General features: G+C 53.6%; 16 protein-coding genes. 9 read left to right on the forward strand and 7 right to left on the reverse strand.

Annotated elements, in window-relative coordinates:
* Nucleotides 1–35: 35 nt before the first annotated feature.
* Nucleotides 36–998: a hypothetical protein gene (locus C162_RS34390; protein WP_156949632.1), complete on the forward strand. Its 963-nt coding sequence runs from the start codon at nucleotides 36–38 to the stop codon at nucleotides 996–998.
* A gap of 217 nt (nucleotides 999–1,215) precedes the next feature.
* Here C162_RS34390 and C162_RS14730 read toward each other — a convergent pair whose 3' ends face one another.
* The 4 genes from C162_RS14730 to C162_RS14745 form a co-directional block, all read right to left on the reverse strand.
* Nucleotides 1,216–2,196, reverse strand: coding sequence for a polyprenyl synthetase family protein (locus C162_RS14730; protein ID WP_036695250.1), 981 nt, complete (start codon nucleotides 2,194–2,196; stop codon nucleotides 1,216–1,218).
* A 19-nt stretch (nucleotides 2,197–2,215) separates the two neighbouring features.
* Entirely contained in the window at nucleotides 2,216–2,665 is a 450-nt protein-coding gene (locus C162_RS14735) for a hypothetical protein (RefSeq protein WP_036695251.1), read from the reverse strand.
* A 240-nt stretch (nucleotides 2,666–2,905) separates the two neighbouring features.
* Nucleotides 2,906–4,783, reverse strand: a complete 1,878-nt coding sequence (locus C162_RS14740; protein ID WP_036695252.1) for an FAD-dependent oxidoreductase — start codon at nucleotides 4,781–4,783, stop codon at nucleotides 2,906–2,908.
* Between the two features lie 49 nt (nucleotides 4,784–4,832).
* Nucleotides 4,833–5,738: a hypothetical protein gene (locus C162_RS14745; RefSeq protein WP_036695253.1), complete on the reverse strand. Its 906-nt coding sequence runs from the start codon at nucleotides 5,736–5,738 to the stop codon at nucleotides 4,833–4,835.
* Nucleotides 5,739–6,220: 482 nt separating this feature from the next.
* Between C162_RS14745 and C162_RS14750 the strand changes: the two genes are divergently transcribed.
* The 5 genes from C162_RS14750 (at nucleotide 6,221) to C162_RS14770 (ending at nucleotide 10,587) form a co-directional block, all read left to right on the forward strand.
* Nucleotides 6,221–6,424, forward strand: coding sequence for a CsbD family protein (locus C162_RS14750; RefSeq protein ID WP_036695255.1), 204 nt, complete (start codon nucleotides 6,221–6,223; stop codon nucleotides 6,422–6,424).
* Nucleotides 6,425–6,617: 193 nt separating this feature from the next.
* A complete protein-coding gene (locus C162_RS14755) occupies nucleotides 6,618–8,033 on the forward strand; it encodes an ATP-binding protein (RefSeq protein ID WP_036695256.1) in 1,416 nt (471 codons plus the stop codon).
* Between the two features lie 101 nt (nucleotides 8,034–8,134).
* Nucleotides 8,135–9,409: an MFS transporter gene (locus tag C162_RS14760; RefSeq protein WP_036695257.1), complete on the forward strand. Its 1,275-nt coding sequence runs from the start codon at nucleotides 8,135–8,137 to the stop codon at nucleotides 9,407–9,409.
* A gap of 25 nt (nucleotides 9,410–9,434) precedes the next feature.
* The gene (locus C162_RS14765) at nucleotides 9,435–10,097 is read left to right on the forward strand and encodes an oxidoreductase (protein ID WP_036695258.1); all 663 of its coding nucleotides are present in this window, start codon (nucleotides 9,435–9,437) and stop codon (nucleotides 10,095–10,097) included.
* Between the two features lie 109 nt (nucleotides 10,098–10,206).
* On the forward strand, nucleotides 10,207–10,587 hold the full coding sequence (locus C162_RS14770) for a RidA family protein (RefSeq protein WP_036695259.1): 381 nt from the start codon (nucleotides 10,207–10,209) through the stop codon (nucleotides 10,585–10,587).
* A gap of 311 nt (nucleotides 10,588–10,898) precedes the next feature.
* On the opposite strand, the gene C162_RS14775 is transcribed toward C162_RS14770, so the two are convergent.
* The gene (locus C162_RS14775; protein WP_036695260.1) at nucleotides 10,899–11,663 is read right to left on the reverse strand and encodes a tryptophan-rich sensory protein; all 765 of its coding nucleotides are present in this window, start codon (nucleotides 11,661–11,663) and stop codon (nucleotides 10,899–10,901) included.
* Between the two features lie 196 nt (nucleotides 11,664–11,859).
* Here C162_RS14775 and C162_RS14780 point away from each other — a divergent pair, with 196 nt between their 5' ends.
* From C162_RS14780 to C162_RS34395, 3 genes are all read left to right on the forward strand, one after another.
* Nucleotides 11,860–14,310 (forward strand): glycoside hydrolase family 31 protein, encoded by a 2,451-nt coding sequence (locus C162_RS14780; protein WP_036695261.1) that lies wholly within the window; start codon nucleotides 11,860–11,862, stop codon nucleotides 14,308–14,310.
* Between the two features lie 347 nt (nucleotides 14,311–14,657).
* Nucleotides 14,658–17,747: a DEAD/DEAH box helicase gene (locus tag C162_RS14785; RefSeq protein ID WP_036695290.1), complete on the forward strand. Its 3,090-nt coding sequence runs from the start codon at nucleotides 14,658–14,660 to the stop codon at nucleotides 17,745–17,747.
* A gap of 39 nt (nucleotides 17,748–17,786) precedes the next feature.
* Nucleotides 17,787–18,758, forward strand: a complete 972-nt coding sequence (locus tag C162_RS34395; protein WP_051493520.1) for a hypothetical protein — start codon at nucleotides 17,787–17,789, stop codon at nucleotides 18,756–18,758.
* Between the two features lie 840 nt (nucleotides 18,759–19,598).
* On the opposite strand, the gene C162_RS14800 is transcribed toward C162_RS34395, so the two are convergent.
* Nucleotides 19,599–20,261 carry a GTP pyrophosphokinase gene (locus C162_RS14800; RefSeq protein ID WP_051493521.1) on the reverse strand — a complete coding sequence of 221 codons (663 nt, stop codon included), beginning with the start codon at nucleotides 20,259–20,261 and terminating at the stop codon, nucleotides 19,599–19,601.
* Between the two features lie 284 nt (nucleotides 20,262–20,545).
* Nucleotides 20,546–20,920 (reverse strand): hypothetical protein, encoded by a 375-nt coding sequence (locus tag C162_RS14805; protein ID WP_036695264.1) that lies wholly within the window; start codon nucleotides 20,918–20,920, stop codon nucleotides 20,546–20,548.
* Nucleotides 20,921–20,967 lie beyond the last annotated feature (47 nt).

The following is a 20,967-nucleotide window of genomic DNA, read 5'->3' on the forward strand; positions in this document are numbered from 1 at the left end:
TTGGAACATCCAATTTCTTGAAGGAGGAATACCAATTGAACAACAAACTGGTGCTCAGCCTTACTGTGGCTTGTGCTGTGCTGTCGGGTTGCGCTTCGGACGCCAATACAGCGAAGCCTGATAACACTCCGACTGCTGCTGCACCCACTGTCGCTGCAACTGTTCAACCTACGGCAGAGATTACTCCTGCCCCGACAACTACTCCTACTGAAGCACCTAAGGCAGAGCCTACGGCTGCGGAGAAGCTGGCTCTGGACTACATCATTACATATGTGAACAATTCGGATGTGGCGGCGAAAAAGAAATTTGTGGCTGAACATCTCCATCCCGGTGTGCAGGCTTTGTTCAAAGAAGCCCAATTGACGGAGACGGAGCCAGAGCTTAAAGTGCTTAGACCCAAGGTCATTGAATCTACAGAGTATACAGATGACAATGGGGCAAAGGTGGATGCGGTACTGCTTCAGGGTGAAAAACGGTCGAATATGTACAATGAGGTTATTGTTCTAATTGCAGATAACAAAATCTTCAGGGCTATGGAAGCAGTGGAGAAAGCCGAATTTGACCATCTCCGCAGCAAGTTCAAAGCACCGGTTCCTGCTGTGACGTTACCGCCCCTGACGGTGCTGGATGAATTGGTCAACTTTATCATTGTCGATGTGTGGAACAAAGGCTTCGCTGAGTTCCATTATTATTCCAAGAACGGGAAGAACAGTGTCGGCGAAAAGATGGATATTCAGGCAACCATGGAGCGGTTAGCTGTTGCGATGGCCCACAAGAAAGAATCCGACAGCTACATCGCAGGCCTGGGTGCTGAATATGACGATGTGAAGAAAGTATGGGCACCGCTATCCCAAGAAACTGACCGCTTGTACGCGCAGCTCCTCACTGGCCCGCCCATGCCCAAAGATCCCAATACTAAGTTTGATACCGAGGCATTCCGTCAGTACAGGGATGATTTTCAGGAGAAGATAGATACGATGCTGCTTGAAAATGAATAAACAAAAGGGCGCCCCTGTTACAGGGCACCCAGGCTGCCAGGAAAGTTCTGGCAGCCTTTTTTTTGTTGTAGTTGTATTGGAAACTATAGTTTCCTGATGCTGTGGAAAGATGTATAAATTTGTAGACAAGAGGGATTTCAACAGCTAAAAATTGAATGTATGCGAAAAACAGCATACATTGTGCTCGCACAGGTTGTCACCACATTGTGCTGGTGCTTTAGCGGTCACGCCCGGCGAAGTATTGCAGCAGAGTCCTCAGGTCAGCATGCGCCGGGAAGCTGGAGAGCTGCTCCACAATCGCAGCAGCCCGGGACAGATAGTCCTGGCTGACAGACTCTGAGCGGGCCAGGGCATCACTGCCCCTTACCAGCTCCAAGACCTGCTCGATGTCCGCAGGAGAAGAGTCAGGGCCTATTCTGCGGATGACAGGGGCAAGTTCGGCATCCTGTAAGGCGAAGAGCACAGGAAGGGTAACCTGGCCGTGGCGAAGATCACTGCCGGCCGGCTTGCCGAGTACATCCGCTGATTGCGTGAAGTCCAGGATGTCATCCTGAATCTGGAATGACATCCCCAGCGCTTCGCCGAAATCATAGAGAAGCTGGGCAGTCTCTGCACTGCTCTCCGCCGACAGTGCGCCTACCCGCAGGCAGGTAGCCATCAGCAGCGCGGTTTTGTTACGGGACTTCTCCAGATATTGCTCCAGTGTAAGATCATAATCGAAGGCATGCTCCAATTGCTGGTATTCACCGAGACATAGCTGGCCCGTAGCGACAGAGGACAAATCGTGAACGTAACGGTCCTTATCCCCGGTGTACTTGCTGAGCAGTTCAATAATGCGGGCAGACATATAATTACCGATATGGACAGCGGATAGAATACCGGTCTTGATATGCAGCGCAGGCTCGCCCCGCCGCAGCTCGGCGTTATCAATAATATCGTCATGAATCAATGAGGCCACATGGATAAATTCAGCCGCAGCGGATAATTGCAGGGTTCGGCGTCCGGCAGGCTTAGGACCAAACCGGCTGCCGACAATAACCATCAGCGGGCGGAGGCGTTTACCGCCGGAGCCTGTCAGTTCTAGAATGCTCTGCGCCAGCTGCGACTTTTTGGGAACATCCTTATCACGGGTCACCAGATTCTTAATTTCACGGTTAATTTCATTCAGATCAATATTCAAGGCTTCGTGCAGCTTCATCGTTCATGTTCCCACCTGTTCAAATGGCTTTGCTGGTACGGCTTCGTTGTCTGCGCTCCTGAATGAGGAATTCACCAAGCTCCCTGGCCAGATTGTGTTCCGTGAACTCTCCATTTGAACGTTCGATCTGCAATTTTTTGATGGAAGAGGCCATATAAGCTACCAGATCCAGCTCCCTGCATTTCACTGCAAACTGCAGATAGAAGCTGTACAGGTAATCTCCATCCAAAATGTTACGGGTCAGGTCAGGATGATGTGGGACACATTCCATATGGCGCTGTGCTGCCAAGGTAAGGATAGTATAAATGCCTAGCAAATGGGTTTTGCGGTCATACTCCAGATCATGGCGTTCCAGTACCGAGAGCATTTGCTCATATTCTGCCGGAGAGAGAGACAACTGAATTCCGGCAATACTAGACATTTCAGCCTGAAGCAACCGGAACGTATCTTGGGTGATTTTTTGGTTCACAAGCTTCTCTCCTTCATGTCGGTTTTGCTGGAAGGAACTCAATCCCTGAATATTCCTACAAAACCACTTTGTTGAAAAAACGCATATAAATGTACTTTCACCTCGTTAAACAAGGAGAGTAATGTGTCCTAGGGACACATTACTCTTGAGAATATCCTATTCAGCTTGCAGCAGCGCAGCCTGTGCATCCGCCGCTGTTTATAAATGAATGTAGTTCGTAACAACCAGTTACCCGGTTCATCAGTCGGTATACAGATACCAGCGCCGGACGAGAGGAATCCTCTTCCACTGCTTCTTGAGCCAAGGAAGAACATAGTAATCCAGGCCGAACACGCTGCCGGAACCGCCGATGCAGGCAATAGCTGCTCCAACATACCAGAGCATTTCTGTTGCTGCCATCTTGGTGGTCCAGATCATAACCGCCATACCTATCGTGGCCAGAGCAGAGATCGCTGTGAACAGACCAACAATCAGCATTACACCGAAGACGATCTCGGCACAAACCATACCGATTTGGAACCATTTGGCCAGGAAGGTGTAAGAACCGTCCGGGTTATAGAACATGAGATCCATGAACCAGTTAGAGATATCATAGATGAAACCTGGAACCGGAAGAGCCGATACAGCTTCTTTGGCAGTGGATACTGCGGAAGCGGCAGATTGGGCATCTACGGTAGTTTTGACTGCATCTACAGCCTGACTTGCTGCTGATGTGGCGTCTGCATAAGGAGCCGCAGGAATCAGGAAAATCTTATTCGGATCAACCCAGATCTTGCGGATCTTCTCTATACCTTCATATAACCACATTCCCCCGAGCAGCATACGGAGCGGAACGAGCCAGAAGTTCGGTGAGCGCTTGGAGAAGTAACCGCCGACGAAGCTCTTGCGGTTCTCAACATGGAAGAACTCGTGCATCATGTAAGTCCAGACCTTGTTGAAGCCCACAACCTGGGACAGATAGAACATATTAATGAAATGTTTGGACAACATAGCCATGAATCCGGTCAGCATGAAGAACTTGCCCGGAAGACCAACGTTCGCTACACCGTAGCGGCTGCCGATCGAAACCATGGTGCCGTGGAAGCCTGGTTTGTATGCTTTTTTAGGCGTACCCTTGATATCGGCAGTGATATTGCCTGCGATAACCGGAGCTGCCTGTTCAGCATTCTCAACCATTTGCGGAACTGGACGTTCTTCGCCTTCAGGGATGAAGAAGATGTTATCCCCAACAACGTATACGTTCTTATGGTCAACACTCTCAAGGTGTTCATTAGTAACAATACGTTTGCGGCCTTGCTGCTGAACATCAAGGTTACCGACGATTTCGGAGCCTTCAACACCGGCTGTCCAGACGATTGTCTGTGCATCCACGATGTTCTTCTCGCCGAGGGCAACAGAGCCTGCGCCTACTTCGGTGATTTTGGCGCCTGTAACGATTTCTACCTTCAGCTTGCGCAGACGGGCTTCGGCTTTCTGGATCAGCTTATCCGGCAGGATAGGCAGAATCTTCGGAGCCATATCAGCTACAACCAATCTAACCTCAGAAGGATCGATGAAGAATTCCTTGCAGAGCTCCTCGCGCTGCTCGGCCATTTCACCTACAAGCTCAACGCCGGTAAAGCCGGCACCGATAATTACGAAGGTCAGCATAGCGCGGCGAGTAGCCGGGTTCTTTTCCTTCGCAGCTTTGGTGTACATGTCGCGGATCTGACGCTTCAGGGCTACTGCATCATCGTAAGACCAGAAGGAGAAGGTGTTCTCTTCTGCTCCGGGGATTCCGAAGAAGGTTGGCTTGCTTCCTGTGCCGATGACCAGATAATCATAAGCATAGGTGGCTTTGTCGGACTTCAGCTTCTTGTTCTTGAAATCAATGTTACTGATTTCGTCTAGAACAACATCTACCTTCAGGCCGGCAAAGATTTTTTTCAAGTCAATTTTGATCGAATCCTCAGGTGCGCGATTCGCAGAAACCTCATGCAGCTCAGTCAAAAGAGTGTGATATGGATTTCGGTCGATCAGTTTGATTTCTACATCTTTGTCGTTCTTAAATTTCTTTGCCAGTTTCTTAGCCGTGAGTACGCCGCCGTAGCCGCCGCCCAAAATGACTATTTTCTTCAAGAGAAACTCACCTCATTCATCTGATTAGCTGCAAAAGGGTGGCGAATACTTATTTCGCGCCTTCGAGTGCTTTTTGTGCAAGTGTGAAATATTCACCAACGTGGATGGATACGCCGGAGATTGCGTCTGTTTTACCTTCAGCATCCAGGGTAGGAGCTACGCCTTTGTTCTCAAGGAAGTATTTCTCTGCAAGGGCGATTTCTTCATGCCATTCAGCAGCAGCGCCACCGGCTTTCATGCCGTATTTGCCGTCTACAGAATATTGTTTCTTATCGTCGCCTGCAGCATTCACACCGCTGAAATTAACAGCTACAACGTTGCCGTTAGCAACAGACAGAGCTACAGTGGACTTCCAGCCGGATGTAGCATCCATTTCGCCTTCAGCAGTGTATCCGCCATCTTTGTATGGGCCTGCTTGTGCAGGACCGGCAGCAAGTGCAGCCTGAGCTGCGCCAACGAAATCACTAACGTGTACGGATACACCGGAGATTGCATCTGTTTTGCCTTCAGCATTTACAGTGAGAGCAGCAGGATCTTGTTTTTCAATCAGGTAGGCTTCAGCAAGAGCAGCCTGTTCATGCCATTCGGACTTCGCACCGCCGATTTTAACCAGACCATAATTGCCGTCTTCGGATACTTTTTTCTTCAAATCGCCTGCTTTTTTAACATTGAAAGCATTCCAGTCAGCTTTGGTGATTTTGCCGCCTTCTACAGTCAGTTGTGTAAAGGTCTGCCAGCCAGTCTCTGGATCGGCATCCACTGTACCGTAGTAGGTTCCGTCCTGGTACTTGCCTGTTTCGGCTGCAGGTGCAGTAGTTGCTTCAGCTGCGGCAGTAGCAGTTGCTACAGGTGCTGTTGTTGCAGCAGCGTTCTCTGCTTTGTTGCTGTTGCCACAACCTGCGAGTAAAGTACCCAATACCAGAGCGCTCGACAAGATTACAGAAGCTTTTTTCATTTTGATATGACCTCCAAGAAAATAGTTTAAAATATATATATTAAAATGTAAAACATTTTAATAGCCATGGAAGTGATAAAAATCACTTTATAAATGATAAATGTCACTTTCAACTCGGTCTTAAGTCCCTTTTTGTAGCAGGCATACGACATATATCGGCAGGCAATAAGAAAAAATTTAATCATATCGTTTCTTGTTCGATGGCATTTTAGCACAAGCTATGGAACTATCATGTGAAAATAATCACTTAAATCATAAATAAATTTACTTCTGAAGTATATCAAATTTTAAGATAGTTGAATAGCTTTTTATAAAGACTTTTATGTGACGAAAGTTGAGTTATTCTGCATGGTTTCACCCGGTTGCAGGTGCAGCCCCTGCACACCCTGGCGATTCAGCAAAAAGTCATAGGGGTAATAGATCACAAGCAATTATAAGCTTTCGCCAGACATTAAATAGACAACTAAGGAGATGAGCTTGTAGTGGATAACAATGTGATCAAAGGTAAATGGCTACAGATTAAAGGTGAAGCCAAGAAGCAATGGGGCAAGCTGACGGATGACGATCTGGATATCATCGACGGTGAAAAAGACAAGCTGGTGGGCAAGCTGCAGGAGCGTTACGGCCATTCCAAGGATGAAGCCGAAGCGGAGTACCATAAATGGGAGTCCTCCCACCGCAGCTAATCAGCAGTTAACGATAAAAGGAAAGAGCGCGGATCGTATCTGATTTGCGCTCTTTTGCTGTCTTCAGGACATGAGGCAGTTTTCACTCTCATATAAATACATATGCTATAGCCCTCATGCTTCATGTTTTCATTCCTCCAGTATGATACTATAAATATTATTGTGAACTTATTTTCGCTGCAGGAGTGGAGCTATGGAATATGTCAAAATCTTTTTTGTGAATACAGCTTTACTGATCACTCTGTCGTATCTGGCGAATCTAATATACAAGTACACCGTAACCCACGCATCTGAGCCTGTAAAAAGAGTAAGCTGGGTGCTGCTCGCGGTCTTCGCAGGGTGGATCAGCACTTTTTTCGGCTACAGACTGCATGAGCATGTCATCTTCGACCTGCGGTATGTACCGCTTATCATCTCAACACTGGCTTACCCCCAACCCTTGGTCCTGATTATCATCGGAATCGCAACCGGGCTTACGCGCCTGACCTTCGGAGTGAACGAGGCAGCGCTGGTAGGCGTGCTGAATCTGACTATCTTGGGCTTCGTCTGTGCCGCTCTGAGCCTATGGATGAAGCGTTCACCTTCCTCGCTGATGTATAAGGGGATTGTCACCATCTTGGTAGTCAATGTAGTAAATGTGCTGAATATTGCCTTATTTGGGGTCATTCCCACACATGATTACATAACGAAGATTCTGCCGGTTACCTTTCCCGCAGGCCTTGTCCTCAGTGCTCTGTTCGCGCTGATTATCCGCGATTTCCATCTGGACCTGATGCGTACCGGACAGATCATTAGAGCGAATAAGCTGTTGTCCGAGCAGACGGAGGAGCTGCATAAGAATAAAATTGTACTAGAGGAAAGAGCCAAGCAGCTCATGCTCGCCTCACAGTTCAAATCGGAGTTCCTGGCGAACATGTCCCATGAACTAAGAACCCCGCTGAACAGCATTATTAACCTGTCCCAGATGATTGAAGAAGGCGATGAGTCCCTGAGTGAGGAGGAGCTTGCTGAATATGGCGGGATCATTCACCGCTCGGGAGAGGATCTCCTGTCGCTCATCAATGATATTCTCGATCTGTCCAAGGTAGAGGCCGGGAAGCTGGATATTATTATAGAGGATTTAAATACCAGCGAGGTCCCTGATCTGCTCGTCCAGCAGTTCGGTGTCTTAGCCAGACAGAAGCAGCTCACCTTCAGTGTCTCCTTGGACGAAGGGGTGCCGGCCGTAATCTACACGGACCCCCAGCGGGTGCAGCAGATTCTGCGCAATCTGCTCTCGAATGCTTTCAAATTCACGATGACTGGCGGGGTCACTATGAATATCCGTGTAGTGGAACGTCAGGAGGGGGCTGCTTCGCAGAAGTGGATTGCCTTTGAGGTGGAAGATACCGGAATCGGCATTCCCCCTGAGAAACATGATTTGATCTTCGAGGCCTTTGAACAGGCGGATATCAATATCAGCCGTAAGTATGGCGGTACGGGGCTGGGCCTGTCTATCAGCAATGATCTGGCCAGGCTCCTGGGCGGATTCATTACCCTGCGTAGCCGGGAAGGCCAGGGCAGTATATTCTCCTTACATTTACCACTGCATTCAGGCGCGTCCGTATAATCCCCGCAGCTCCAACTTTATTTGTGATTTCGGTGTATTGACAGGAACCTGGTGCTGAGTAGAATGAAGCAAAAGCCGCATCAAAGGAGAGTCAACACCCCATGAACATCATGAGAAGCCGGCCGCTGCGGAACCGTTCCAAGGATTTGCGCAAGGCCTCCGTACACCGCAAGAATCTGCAGATCGCTACCTTCGAGGGGATTCCGTCCACCATATTCCAGGTGCTGCTGCAAGGCCAATTTCTTACAGGATTTCTGTTATACCTGGGTGCCAGCTCCAGTCAGATCGGATTTGTCCTGGCACTAACTACGCTGGTGAACGTCGCACAGATCGGTGTGGCCTTCCTGATCCAGAAGCTGCCGAGCCGAAAGTGGGCACTCGTGACTTTTATTGGCTTACACCGGTTGTTGTGGGGATCTACGGGCCTGGTTCCGTTTATTTTTCCGCAAGAGCACTGGGTTACCGCCTTCATCGTTCTGTATACCATTGCCTTCATTGCCAACACTGCCGGCGGTGTGCTTTGGAACTCGGTCATCAGTGACTTGGTGCCTGCAAGGGTCCGGGGCCGTTATTTCGGCATTCGTAATACGTTTCTTAATGCGTTGGGAAGCCTGGTGATGTACGGGGGCGGTATTGTTCTTGACCGTTATCCAGGCGGACACGGATTCCTTATCCTGTATATTGTAGTGTGGATTTTCTCCATCTCGAACATCGTGGTGTTCTTCTTCTACCCGGATGTGCCGTTTGAGAAATCCGAAGAGAAGGCCTTCCTGCCGATGCTCAAGAAGCCGCTTCAGGACAAGCTGTTCATGAAATCCACGCTGTTCCTGTCTGCTTGGCTGCTGCTGCAGAACCTGACAGTACCGCTGTATTCCTATGTCATGCTGCAACTGCTGAATATCAATTATGAGAAGCTGTCCCTGCTGAATGTGGCGCAGACGGTCTTCATGATGGCCAGCTTCTATGTATGGGGCAACCTGAACGCAAGGCACAGTAACAAGAAGCTGCTGCTCTGGACCTTGCCGATTATCGCGGTCTCTTCCCTGATCTGGGGACTCTTGTCCGTGCTGCCGATGCTTCCGGTATTATTTGCAGCCCATATTGTGTTCGGCGTGGGTGTGGGCGGCTTCAACCAGCTTGCCTTCAACTTCATTATTGGTGATACGCCGAAGCGCGAACGGCCGATGTATATGGCGATGTATGCGGCGCTTACGGGTCTGGCGGCCTTCTTCGGCCCGCTGCTGGGCGGCCGTATCTATGAATGGATTAAGGAATGGCCGCAGTGGATGCAGATCTACGGCATGCAGTTAGTGGTAGGCGTGCTGATGATTCTGCTGGCGCTGCTGCTGGGCCGCCGTATCCTGCGGGATGAATAAGGAGGAATACAAGGAGGCTATTTCGGTGACAAGAATTGCACTGGTACTGGGTGCTACAGGTCTGGTCGGCAGTGCGCTGACCCGGGATTTGCTGAACGGGAATTGGGACGAGGTCCGCGTACTGGTCCGCCGTCCGCTTGCGCTTGAGCATTCCAAGCTGAGACAGATTCAAGTGGATTGGGACCGGCTTGAGCAATACAGCGGGGAATTCGCCGGTGTATATGCAGTATTCTGCTGCTTGGGAACAACGATTAAGCAGGCGGGCTCCCAGGAGCAGTTCGAACGGGTAGATCTGGAGTACCCGCTTGCCGCTGCCGCCCTGGCCAAAGAGCATAACGTGAAGCAGTTCCTGGCTGTGTCCTCTATGGGAGCCAGCGCCAAATCACGCACCTTCTATAGCCGGATTAAGGGGCGGACGGAGGAGGGCCTGATTGCTGCCGGATTCCACGGCCTGCATCTGTTCCGGCCGTCCCTGCTGCTGGGTGACCGGGCAGAATTCAGGTTAGGCGAACGCGCCGCGGCTGTGCTGATGAAGGCGCTGGATTTCGCCATGGTAGGCAAGGCTGCGAAGTTCCGGGCCATTCCAGCAGCCACGGTTGCGCGGGCGATGATGAATATTGCTCTGGCCGATACAGGCGGCGTGCACATCTACACGAATGAAGTCATTCATGTGATCGGCAAGCATTAACCGGGCAGCAGGGTTTGCAAACCGCAGACTACAGGACTTACAATAGGCATACGATTAGAATGTACATAGCGGTCTACAGGCCGCGTACAGCATGCAGGAGGCGTTCACTATGTCCAAGAAACAAGTAGCTACAAGCAAAGCCCCAGGAGCGATCGGTCCTTACAGTCAGGCGATTGTTGCCGGCAACTGGGTCTACACTTCAGGCCAGCTCGGAATGGACCCGCAGACAGCGGAACTGCCGGGCAGTGTACAGGAGCAGGCACGCCAGTCACTTAGCAATGTAAAGGCCATCCTGGAAGAGGCCGGAGCATCAATGGATCAAGTGGTGAAGACAACCGTGTATCTGAAGGATATGAATGATTTCGCGGCGGTTAACGAGGTGTACAGCACCTTCTTCACTGAGCCTTACCCGGCCCGCAGTGCCGTTGAGGTAGCCCGTCTGCCGAAGGATGCGCTAGTCGAGATCGAAGCGGTAGCGCGCAAGAAATAAGACCCCGGCCGGTTACATCCGGTCAAGGCAGGGTAAAGGGAAATCCCCCGCACGTGAAGCAGGCGTGCGGGGGATTTTGCGTGCACATATAAGCGTATCTACATAGATTGAACTTGAAAACTTAAGGGAAGGGAAAAGTGGCGGAAGGGAATTTTGGAACTGGAGGAGCGGTAGCGACCGCCTTTGTCTGCGGATTTCAACCGTTGAAAACGGGATGAATCAAGAAATCTGCAGACAACAGCGGCTGGAAGTCCAAAACTTCTCTGGAGTCACGACTAATCCCAAAACAGAAAACTATTAGTTCAATTTATTTAGTATCTGCTGCGGGAACGGCGCGGAGTCAGCAGCAGCCAAATACTGTAGAGCAAGAGAAGTCCTGCTGCAATCAGGCCTGTGAAATACACCTCATTCGTGTCCTTATGCTCAAGAGCAATGGCGATGTAGGCCCAGACGAAGACGAGCGGATAAATGCTGTCCCGATACGGGTAGCTTACCAGCACAGCCAGCACAGCACCGACGCAGAGCATGATGACTGCCCAGAACGGGGCGCTGAGTCCGAAGCCGTCCCAGTCATTCTTCACCAGCACAACACTGACATTGACAATGGTGGCTACCGAGATCCAGCCGAGGTACAGGCTGAACGGCAGCTTCACGAGCCATTTCTCGCCAGTCGTGGGATCTGCGATAAAGCGGGTCTTGCGGTAAATGACGATCAGGGAGAGCAGCAGAAGCACCATCGCCACCAGCGATAGCTCAATGTACAGATAATGCCAGAGGAGCAGCCAGCCCATGTTGAAGATGCAGCTAAGCATGAACCAGATCCCGATCCGCTGGATGGAATCCCTGCCCCCGGTACCCTTGCGGAACTGATAAATAATGAATCCGGCCAGCAGCAGATAGATCAGGGACCAGATGGAAAAAGCATATCCGGCCGGTGTGAGGTACGTATGATACCTGTCCGAGATTTCGGCGGTGCTGTTCCCGCCAAGCGGCAGGACGACCGAAAGGGTATTGACGGCAATGACGCCGAGGAAGAGCAGCAAATTCCCCCACTTATAAGGATTAGTTCTAGTCATATGACCACCCCTAACTTGATTGATAACTACGTTTTAGCCTTGGCCTATATAGAATATACCCGCTTTGGTGGCAATTAAGACTAATTCGGCGAAAAAATGACCAATTGGTCATAACAATTGCGGATAGTATTCCTTAGGCCCGGGGTAATATGTAGTCAAGAAGTAGATCAGCAAGCAGCGAAGGGGGAGAAGATACATGGAGAGCAGTGAGGCGATACGCCCCGAGAAGATGGGGCCGCTGGTGATGAAGGAGACCTGGAACACGCCGGGCAGCGTGGTGTCCTGGGAACGCTCTGAGAATATCTATATCGTCCGCGGGGAATGCGCCGGGATGGCTTTTATCTTCTTGAGTGATGATATGTTCCGGATGAAGGTCTTCCATGATAAGGTGCCGGACCTGACTACCTCGGAGGCGGTGCTGAAGGAGTGCTGTATTCCGCATCTGTTTCCGGTAGAGGAGACGGAGGAGCAGCTCATTTTCTCTACCGGCGCCATCCGGCTGATTATTGAGAAGGCCTCATTTCTGCTCCGCGTGGAGAATACGTCCGGCAAGGTGATCATGCAGCAGAATCTGTCGAGCTGGAACCCGCGCGGCGCAAGCCATGCGGAATATGATATGCAGCCGGACTCGCATTTCTACGGACTGGGTGAGAAGTCGAGCTTCCTGGACAAACGCGGGGAACGTTATACGAATTGGAACACCGATGTGTTCGCCCCGCATCTGCCGGAGATTGAGGCGCTCTATGAGTCGATTCCGCTCATTATCCACATGCACGGTGACCTCTCCTACGGGCTGTTTCTGGATAATACGGGCCGGAGTGATTTCGACATGCGCTCGCACGGGATTGCTTTTACCATTGGCTGTTCAACGGGAGCTTACGATATCTATTTCATTAATGGGCCTGAGATGAAGGATGTCGTCAAAAGATACACCACGCTCACCGGCCGGATCGCCCTTCCGCCTAAGTGGGCGCTCGGCTATCACCAGTCCCGCTACAGTTACATGAACCAGCAGGAGGTGTTGCAGCTGGCTAAGACCTTCCGTGAGAAGAACATTCCCTGCGATGTGATCTATCTGGATATCCACTATATGGACGAGTACCGCGTATTCACCTTCGACCCTGTCAACTTCCCTGATCCGCAGAAAATGATCTCGGAGCTAGCGGAGCTGGGTGTGCGCATTGTCCCGATTGTCGATCCCGGCGTCAAAAAAGACCCCAAATACGAGGTGTATAAGCAAGGGGTGCTGGAGAAGCACTTCTGCCGCCGCCTGGAGGGGGATATTTTCTTCGGTGAGGTATGGCCGGGAATCAGCGCCTTTCCGGATTTCAGCGACAGCCGGACAGCTGAGTGGTGGGGAGACCTGCACAAATACTACACGGAGCTTGGCATTCAGGGCATCTGGAACGATATGAACGAGCCGGCGGTCTTCAATGAGACTAAGACAATGGATCTTGATGTGATGCATTTCAACAACGGGCGGCCGGTGACGCATGAAGAATACCATAACCTGTACGGGATGATGATGTCCAAAGCGACCTACGAGGGGCTGGCCGAGCATATGGGGGGAGAGCGTCCCTTCGTGCTGACCCGTGCCGGGTATGCGGGCATCCAGCGTTATGCGGCCGTATGGACCGGCGATAACCGCAGCTTCTGGGAGCATATGGCAATGGCAATGCCGATGGTGCTGAACATGGGGCTGTCCGGGCTGGCCTTCTCGGGGCCGGATATCGGCGGGTTCGCCCATCATACGTCGGCGCAGCTGCTGGTGCGGTGGACGCAAATGGGCGTGTTTTTCCCCTATTGCCGAAATCACTCCTCCATCGGAACGCTGCGCCAGGAGCCGTGGTCCTTCGGGGAAGAGGTGGAAGGGATTCTGCGTGAATTCATCGGGCTGAGGTACCGCTGGATGCCGCATTTGTATAATCTTTTTCATGAAGCGGAAATGAGCGGTCTGCCTGTCATCCGTCCGCTGGTGCTCGAGTATCCGCGGGATCCGCATGTAACCAACCTGTGCGACCAGTTCCTGCTGGGTGAAAATGTGCTGATAGCCCCGGTCTACCGCCCGGATACAGATCACCGCTCCGTCTATCTGCCGGAAGGCTGCTGGCTGGACTATTGGGACGGGGAGATTCACGAAGGCGGATGCCATATTCTTGCGGCTGCGCCGCTGCACATCATGCCGATGTATGTGAAGGCTGGCAGCTTCGTGGCCGAAGGCCCGCTGAGACAGTATGCGCTGGAGGACAGGGAGGAGACGATCATCTTCCATCTCTACGGGGCGGAAGCAGCTGCGGGCTTCTCTTCGTCCTTCAAGCTGTATGAGGATGACGGCCACAGCTTCAGCTACCGCAAAGGGGAGTATACGGAGCTTATCGTGCAGGCCGAAGGCGGGGAGGGTACGCTTGCGCTGAAGTGGGCGTATGCGGTGCATGACTACAAGCCGCGCCGGGAGACGCTGCGGTTCGCGCTCTGCTATCCGTTCTTCACTGTTGATGCGGTGGGGGGGCTGGCCGAGATTAGTCTGGAAGAGCTGAATGAAGGGGCGCTGGGCTGGGCCCGGAACGGCAGGAACGGCGCGGTCATCGTTCAGGTGGCAGATGCTGCCGGGGGCGGAGAACTACGTATTCTGGCGGGTAAGGACTAGGGGGCAGATAGTTGTAACTGTAAAAGGATTTGAGGACCGGCTTGCCTGGAGAGGCGTGCCGGTTCTTCCTGCTGTAACGCAATCTGGACAGTATTGGCCTGATCTGAACAACAATCTGCTGAAAATCACAGAAAATGTACAGAAAAGTTTTTAAATATATGCTTTTTCGTATAAGATGAAGGGATGAAGAAAAAGTTGCAGCAAACAACGTAACAGGAAGGCTGTACGGCTAGAGCTATTGCCGCCGGTGCAGCTTCATAATATATTTCTCGCGCAGCAGGAGGCAGTCTTCCGGAGTGGAAGGGCTGTTCTTGCTGTTTGCTCAAAAGAATGGAGATCAACCAACAATGATTAAGCATCTGTATGCAATATGGTTAGGGGACGTATTATTCTGCTTCTCGGGCGAAACCTCCGAGCCGAAGGTGGACGCATGGACACGCGTGATCAAACGGCTGGAGCTCCGTAGCGGCTGGCGTCCTTTTGCGGGTGCTGCCCTGCGGCTGGCGGAAGTGAAGTATCCTGCGGCCGCTGCTGCGGAGGGCAAGCCGGCGCGGCGCGGACTGCCCGGACGCACCCTGGAAGGGCTGGCGCTGTCTCCGAAGGATGCCTTCGAGCTGCTGCTGGCCTGGGATGAACAGGCCAGCAGCGCCCAAGGCATTGAGCCTGGGGGAGAGCTGCGCTACTGGTCGGCAGCGGCCCGCTTCGCGCTGGAGCTGATGGGCAAGGGCGGGATTGTGCCCGGCGCTCAGCCGCCGCGCAAGGTGGGCTCGCGGCGGCGCGGCGGCGAACAGGCTGCTGCTGTATGCTGGTCACCGGCGTTCCGGGAAGAGGCGGATAAGGAGTTCTTCCTGCAGATGGCGGCCTCTATGCCGGTGCTTGCGCTCGGCACGCATGTAGCCGAGGAAGGCGACCTGTCCTCGCGCGAGGAAGCAGGCGGATATGTGCTGTATTCCTTCCTGCAGGCGGTCATGACCGCCGAGATCAAGAATGTGGTTGCCGCCCATGAGGGCGCGCTGGCGCCGTATAAGGCCAATTACCGCCGCGGCTATTCTCCGCTGACCGAGCTGTGGTGGAACAGTCTGCTTACCGGCAGCCGGGATATCCCCGTGCAGGGGACCCCGGCTGAGGTGACGGAGCTGCTGAGCGTGGTGAACGAGACGGCGGGCCATGAGGTGCCGCATTTCGAGACCGAGGAGGCCCGCAGCGGACAGCTTAGTCTGGGCCTGCGGCTGGAGCCGCCGGCGGAGGAGAGCGAGCTGTGGCAACTGACCTTCTGGGCGGAGAGCCGGGAGGAGGGGGAATTCTGGATTCCGGCGGAAGCGGTGTGGAGCAGCCGGGAGCGGGAATTCACCCTATGGGGCAAGAGATACCGCAATATCCAGCAGCAGCTGCTTGCAGCTCTGGGACGGGCGGCGAAGAGCTCGCCGGATATCCGGCGTTCGCTGGCTGAACCGGCTCCGCGCGGTATTGAGCTGCCGCCGGAGCGGCTGTATTTCTTCTTGAAGGAGAGCGTGCAGCAGCTTCGGGAACGGGGAATTACGGTGCAGATGCCATCGCGCTGGAGCCGTGAGGGACGTCGGCGGATCGGCATGAGAATGAAGATGCAGCCGCCGGTTGGCGGAATGGACGGTCCGGTTCAGCCGGCGCTGGGCATGGAAGAGCTGATCTCTTTCCGCATCGAAGCCTCTCTAGGCGATTCGGATATCACTGAGGATGAATTAAATGCCCTGGTGGAGGCGGGCGTGCCTTTTGTGCGCTTCCGGGGAGAATGGATTGAAGTGGACCCCAAGGAAGTGCGTCAGGTCCTGAGATATATTAAGCGCGGTGAGAGCGGAGAGATGACAGCAGCCGACTGGATGCGCCTGGAGGCGGAGGATGGCGATGAGCGGCTGTGGAAGGGCATGTCGGTTACCGGCATGGAGACCTCCGGCCTGCTGGCTTCCCTCATGCATGGCGATGCGCTGCGCGGGATGCCGCTGCGTCCGGTGCCGGAGGACCTGAACGGGACACTGCGTCCTTATCAGGAGCGGGGGTATCAGTGGCTTACGGCACTAAGCAGCCTCGGATTCGGAGTCTGCCTGGCTGATGATATGGGCCTCGGCAAAACCATACAGGTCATTACCTGCCTGCTGGACCGGGCGCTGAATGCCCCTCCAGGCGAGAAGCAGGAGCCTGTACTGATTCTCTGCCCGACCTCTTTGCTGGGGAACTGGCAGCGGGAGTTGCAGCGCTTCGCCCCTTCGCTTAGCTTGCATATTCACCATGGAGGACGGCGGGTGCGCGGCGAAGGATTCAGGGAACTGGCGGCCAGCCATGAGATTGTGCTGACCACCTACCATTTGGCGGGCCGGGACAGCGAGGATCTGGCCGGGGTACGCTGGTCTACTGTTGTGCTGGATGAAGCGCAGTATATCAAGAATCACCGCACCAAGCAGGCGCAGAGCGTCATGAAGCTGAGCGCGCCGCACCGGATCGCAATGACCGGTACTCCGGTGGAGAACCGGCTGGGCGAGCTGTGGTCGATTTTCCATTTTCTCAACCCAGGCTATCTGGGCACGTACCATTCCTTCCGCCAACGTTATGTGTCGGGAGAGGGCGGCGAACGGCTGCGTGAGCTGCACCGGCTGGTCTCGCCCTTCCTGCTGCGGCGTCTCAAGAGTGACCCGGATATCTCGAAGGATCTGCCGGAGAAGCTTGAGCTGAAGTCCTACTGTCCGCTTACGGAGACCCAGGCAGCGCTGTATCAGGGCGTTGTGGATGAGATGCTGGGCGTCATCGGCGAGCGCTCAGGAATGGCCCGGCGGGGGCTGGTGCTGTCTTCACTGACCAAGCTGAAGCAGATCTGCGATCATCCCCAGCTGTTCCGCAAGGACGAGGGGCGGAGCCTGCGCAGTGAGCCTTCGGGTAAAATGGACGTCATGTTCGAGGTGCTCGACAGCATCTCTGAGCTTGGCGAATCGGCGCTGATCTTCACCCAGTATGTGGCGATGGGCGAGCTGCTGGTCAGCCGGCTGGCCCGAAGATACGGTCAGACGCCGTTGTTCCTGCATGGCGGCATCTCGAAGCGCGAGCGCGACGAGATGGTGCATGCTTTTCAGGAGGGGGAAGGTCCGGCCTTCTTCGTTCTCTCGCTTAAGGCAGGAGGCGTTGGCCTCAACCTGACACGGGCCAATCATGTGCTGCATTATGACCGCTGGTGGAACCCGGCCGTAGAGAATCAGGCGACGGACCGCGCCTTCCGGATCGGACAGCACAAGAATGTGCAGGTGCATAAGCTGATCTGCCAGGGGACGCTGGAGGAGAGAATTGACGAGCTGATTGAACGTAAAAAAAGCCTGTCCGAGCAGGTCGTCGGCTCCGGCGAGAACTGGTTGACCGAGATGTCTAACCACGAGCTCAAAGAGCTGATTGAACTACAGGGACAGGACTGGATGTAGATTGTGCAATAGATTGTAAGGCAGAAGGAGGAAGCATCGATGAATGAGCTGCTGGAGCTGCGGCTGGAGGTGCTGCCCGGGGTCATTAAGGCCACCGGGAGTGTGGGGCCTGTTGCTGAAGGAACAGACAGACGCAGCGGCAAAGCCAGAGCAGGGATAGAGAAGCAAGGAGTGCGCGCGGAGAAAGAGCGGCGGGCGGAGCAAGGGCAGGGAAAGCAGGCGGAAACCGTGCGGCAAGGAGAGCGGGCGTCGCAAGGAGAACGGGCGGAACAGGGACAGCGAGGAGAGCGGGCGGAACAAGTGAAGCAAGGACAACGTGTGCAGCAAGGTCAGCAGGTGGAACCTGTGCCGCAGGTACAGCGGGAAGCTGTTACTCTGCGCATTCCGCAGTGGACGCCCGCCCGGAAGAATGAAGCACTGCATCAGCTCTCGGCGCATCCGGGTGAATTGTATGATCTGCTGCAGGGCAGCCTGAATGGCGGGCTTGCTGCGCTGGAGTTGCTGCCTGCGGATGACGAGCTGAGGCTGGCTGCAGATGAACAGGGCACGGGTCTGCTGCCGGCTGAGGAACTGGTGGGGCAGGTCCAGCAGCAGCTGACCCAGGAGCCGCTGCTTGCGTTCGCCCTGCGCGGACTGTCCAAGGAAGAGCTGCTCTCCGGCGTGTTCGCCCTGTGGGCGGAGCAGGAGAACGAGCGAAGTGCGGAAGAAGACGCGCCTGCGTCTGTGTCGCTCGCGTCCGAGCTGGCAAGGCTGGAGCGCAAGGGTCCGGCTGTATCCTCTGGAGAATGGCTGGCCGAGGCTGCGGCTGAAGGCTCTCTGCACCAGCCGGGGCCGCTGTTTCATGAGATCTCCTCCCGTCCGTTTCCGGCAATGCCTGAGGTAATGGAACCGGAGGAGGATTGGAGCGCACTCCTGCCGCAGACACCCAAGGCGCGTGAGGGGCTTGCGCTCCTGATGCGCCGCGTCTCGGAAGCTGCCGCGAAGCGAGCGGCGGGCTTGAATAAGCTGTAGCTACGCGGGTTCGTGAGGCGGGCTTGAGTAAGGTGTAGCTGCGGGTTCGTGAGGCGGGCTTGAGTAAGGTGTAGCTGCGGGTTCGTGAGGCGGGCTTGAGTAAGCTGTAGTTGCATGGGTTCGTGAGGTGGACCTAAGTAAGCTGTAGCTACGCGGGTTCGTAAGCATGGCTCTATAGTAAGCTCCGGGTTGAACGGATAGGTGTGGCGGGATTAAATGAGCTATGCTGTATTGTTTGTACGGCGACTAAAGCTGCTCTTTAAGTAATATAGAGTGTAAACTAGGCCAACTGGTGGAAATGAATCGGATGCCGGGACACGAACGGAAGAGATGATCTACCAAGTAACATTAGTTTTGAGAGCAGTGCGCCGGAGAGGATTGGGGATGGCTGCACGAGAATAAAGTGGATAAATCCCTCTGAATCGGCTGGAAGTTGGCGGAATGAAGAAATGAAGGGGATAAATCCCTCTGAATCGGCCAGAAGTTGGCGTGCAGACATTTAGCTGATATTCAGCAGGCGCGGATGAGCAGAAGTGCCCCTGAATTGGCCCAAACCAGGTGGGAGCCGGGAATGAGGAGCAGAAGTGCACCTGAATTGGCCCAAACCAGGCTTGCGGCGGGAATGAGGAGCAGAAGTGCACTTGAATTGGCCCAAACCGGGCGGGAGGCGGGAATGAGGAGCAGAAGTGCACCTGAATTGGCCCAAACCGGGCGGAGGCGGCACCCTCCCAGCAAGCCAGCAAAACAAAAGAGGAGCACAAAAGCGCTCCTCTTGTAGCCGGATAACGGCCTAGCTGCGGGCATTTCACCCTAAGTTTATGTGTGTTCTGTGCTGCACAATTAAGACTCGTTACTGCCGCTGCCTTCTGACAGCTCCAGGATCTCCCGGCGCAAGCGGAGCATCTTCTGGTCGAGCTCATCGGCGGCACGGGCGGCTTCCTTCAGCTCCTCGGCCACATGGGAGGGCAGCTGTTTGTCGAATTTATAGTAGAGAATATGCTCCATGCTCGCCCAGAAATCCATGGCTAGCGTACGCAGCTGCATCTCTGCCTTCACCCAGCGTGTGCCATCCAGCAACACTAGTGGTATAGCCACGATAAGGTGCAGGCTCTGGTAACCGTTCGGCTTCGGATGGGCGATGTAGTCCTTAATCTCAAGCACACGGATATCCTCGCGGGCGCACAGGTGATCCACCAGCCGGTAGATATCCTTCACGAAGGCGCAGACAATCCGCATCCCCGCAATATCATGGATGTGCTGTTCCATATTATCCAGGTTAAGTTCGTAGCCCTTACGCTGCATCTTTTGCACAATGCTCTTCGGTTCTTTGATCCGGCACTTCACATGCTCGATCGGACTGAAGCCGTCACGCACCTGCCACTCGGTCCTGATGATATCGATTTTATTCTCAAGCTCATTCAGAGCATGGCGGTACAGCGCCGGCAAAGCCTTGAAATTCTCAACCTGCTTGGCAAAATCCTCGTTAATCTGCCACTTCTGCATATCCTTCACATGGACCTGCAACTTGTTCAATGTTACTTGTGTACTATCATATTCTTCCACTGAAACTCTCCCGGTTTTCGTTATTTGTGACTGTAGATCATGAATGGATGACTACGGCAATCCTATACAGCGCTAGCTGCGGTTCTGATTCTATTTTAACCGATGTACAGCTCCGGAAGCAAAATAAAACCGTAACCCTGGCCGAAGAGAAACATTCTTCCCTCCGGCGCGTATTAGCACAGTATAGGCATTAAGCCATTCTTATGGCGCAGCTCTGTTCATTCTTATTTGTTGGTGGGAGAGCCTGTGCCGTAACCTTCATCCTGATAGCCCATATTCTCCAGCTTCTGCAGGACGTTCAATCCTTCGATCTGAAGGCGGGTCTTGTCAGTGCCGTGGTCATGCAGATACTGGAACAGGCGGATGGTGGCGTCATCGAACTGCTCTGCGGCATCATCATGATCGGCTGACTTGTAGGGTACCAGAGCACGCCGGAAGGCGTATTCATCCCCGCTGGCCAGATCAGCCAGAAGATCCTGAAGCACGGTCAGCCCGTTACTGGACAGCAGAACCTCGTACTCACTGGAGTCGCCCCTCTCTTCGTGAATCAGACCGTGATTCACAGAGACGAAATATCGGTTAAGGTTATCGTTAGTCACAATTCATCCCTCCATCATTCGATAATGTACGGGTACGCAGGAACGAA

Origin of the sequence: Paenibacillus sp. FSL R7-269, assembly GCF_000517865.1 — a bacterium.
In the GTDB taxonomy this organism is placed as follows: Bacteria; Bacillota; Bacilli; order Paenibacillales; family Paenibacillaceae; genus Paenibacillus_AQ.

Bases quoted from the DNA above. Each gene is read 5' to 3' on its own strand.
- C162_RS14730 (WP_036695250.1), bottom strand. From the start codon at position 2,196: ATGAAGCTGCACGAAGCCTTGAATATTGATCTGAATGAAATTAACCGT.
- C162_RS14745 (WP_036695253.1), bottom strand. From the start codon at position 5,738: ATGAAAAAAGCTTCTGTAATCTTGTCGAGCGCTCTGGTATTGGGTACT.
- C162_RS14755 (WP_036695256.1), top strand. From the start codon at position 6,618: ATGGAATATGTCAAAATCTTTTTTGTGAATACAGCTTTACTGATCACT.
- C162_RS14760 (WP_036695257.1), top strand. From the start codon at position 8,135: ATGAACATCATGAGAAGCCGGCCGCTGCGGAACCGTTCCAAGGATTTG.
- C162_RS14770 (WP_036695259.1), top strand. From the start codon at position 10,207: ATGTCCAAGAAACAAGTAGCTACAAGCAAAGCCCCAGGAGCGATCGGT.
- C162_RS14775 (WP_036695260.1), bottom strand. From the start codon at position 11,663: ATGACTAGAACTAATCCTTATAAGTGGGGGAATTTGCTGCTCTTCCTC.
- C162_RS14780 (WP_036695261.1), top strand. From the start codon at position 11,860: ATGGAGAGCAGTGAGGCGATACGCCCCGAGAAGATGGGGCCGCTGGTG.
- C162_RS14785 (WP_036695290.1), top strand. From the start codon at position 14,658: ATGATTAAGCATCTGTATGCAATATGGTTAGGGGACGTATTATTCTGC.
- C162_RS34395 (WP_051493520.1), top strand. From the start codon at position 17,787: ATGAATGAGCTGCTGGAGCTGCGGCTGGAGGTGCTGCCCGGGGTCATT.
- C162_RS14800 (WP_051493521.1), bottom strand. From the start codon at position 20,261: ATGCAGAAGTGGCAGATTAACGAGGATTTTGCCAAGCAGGTTGAGAAT.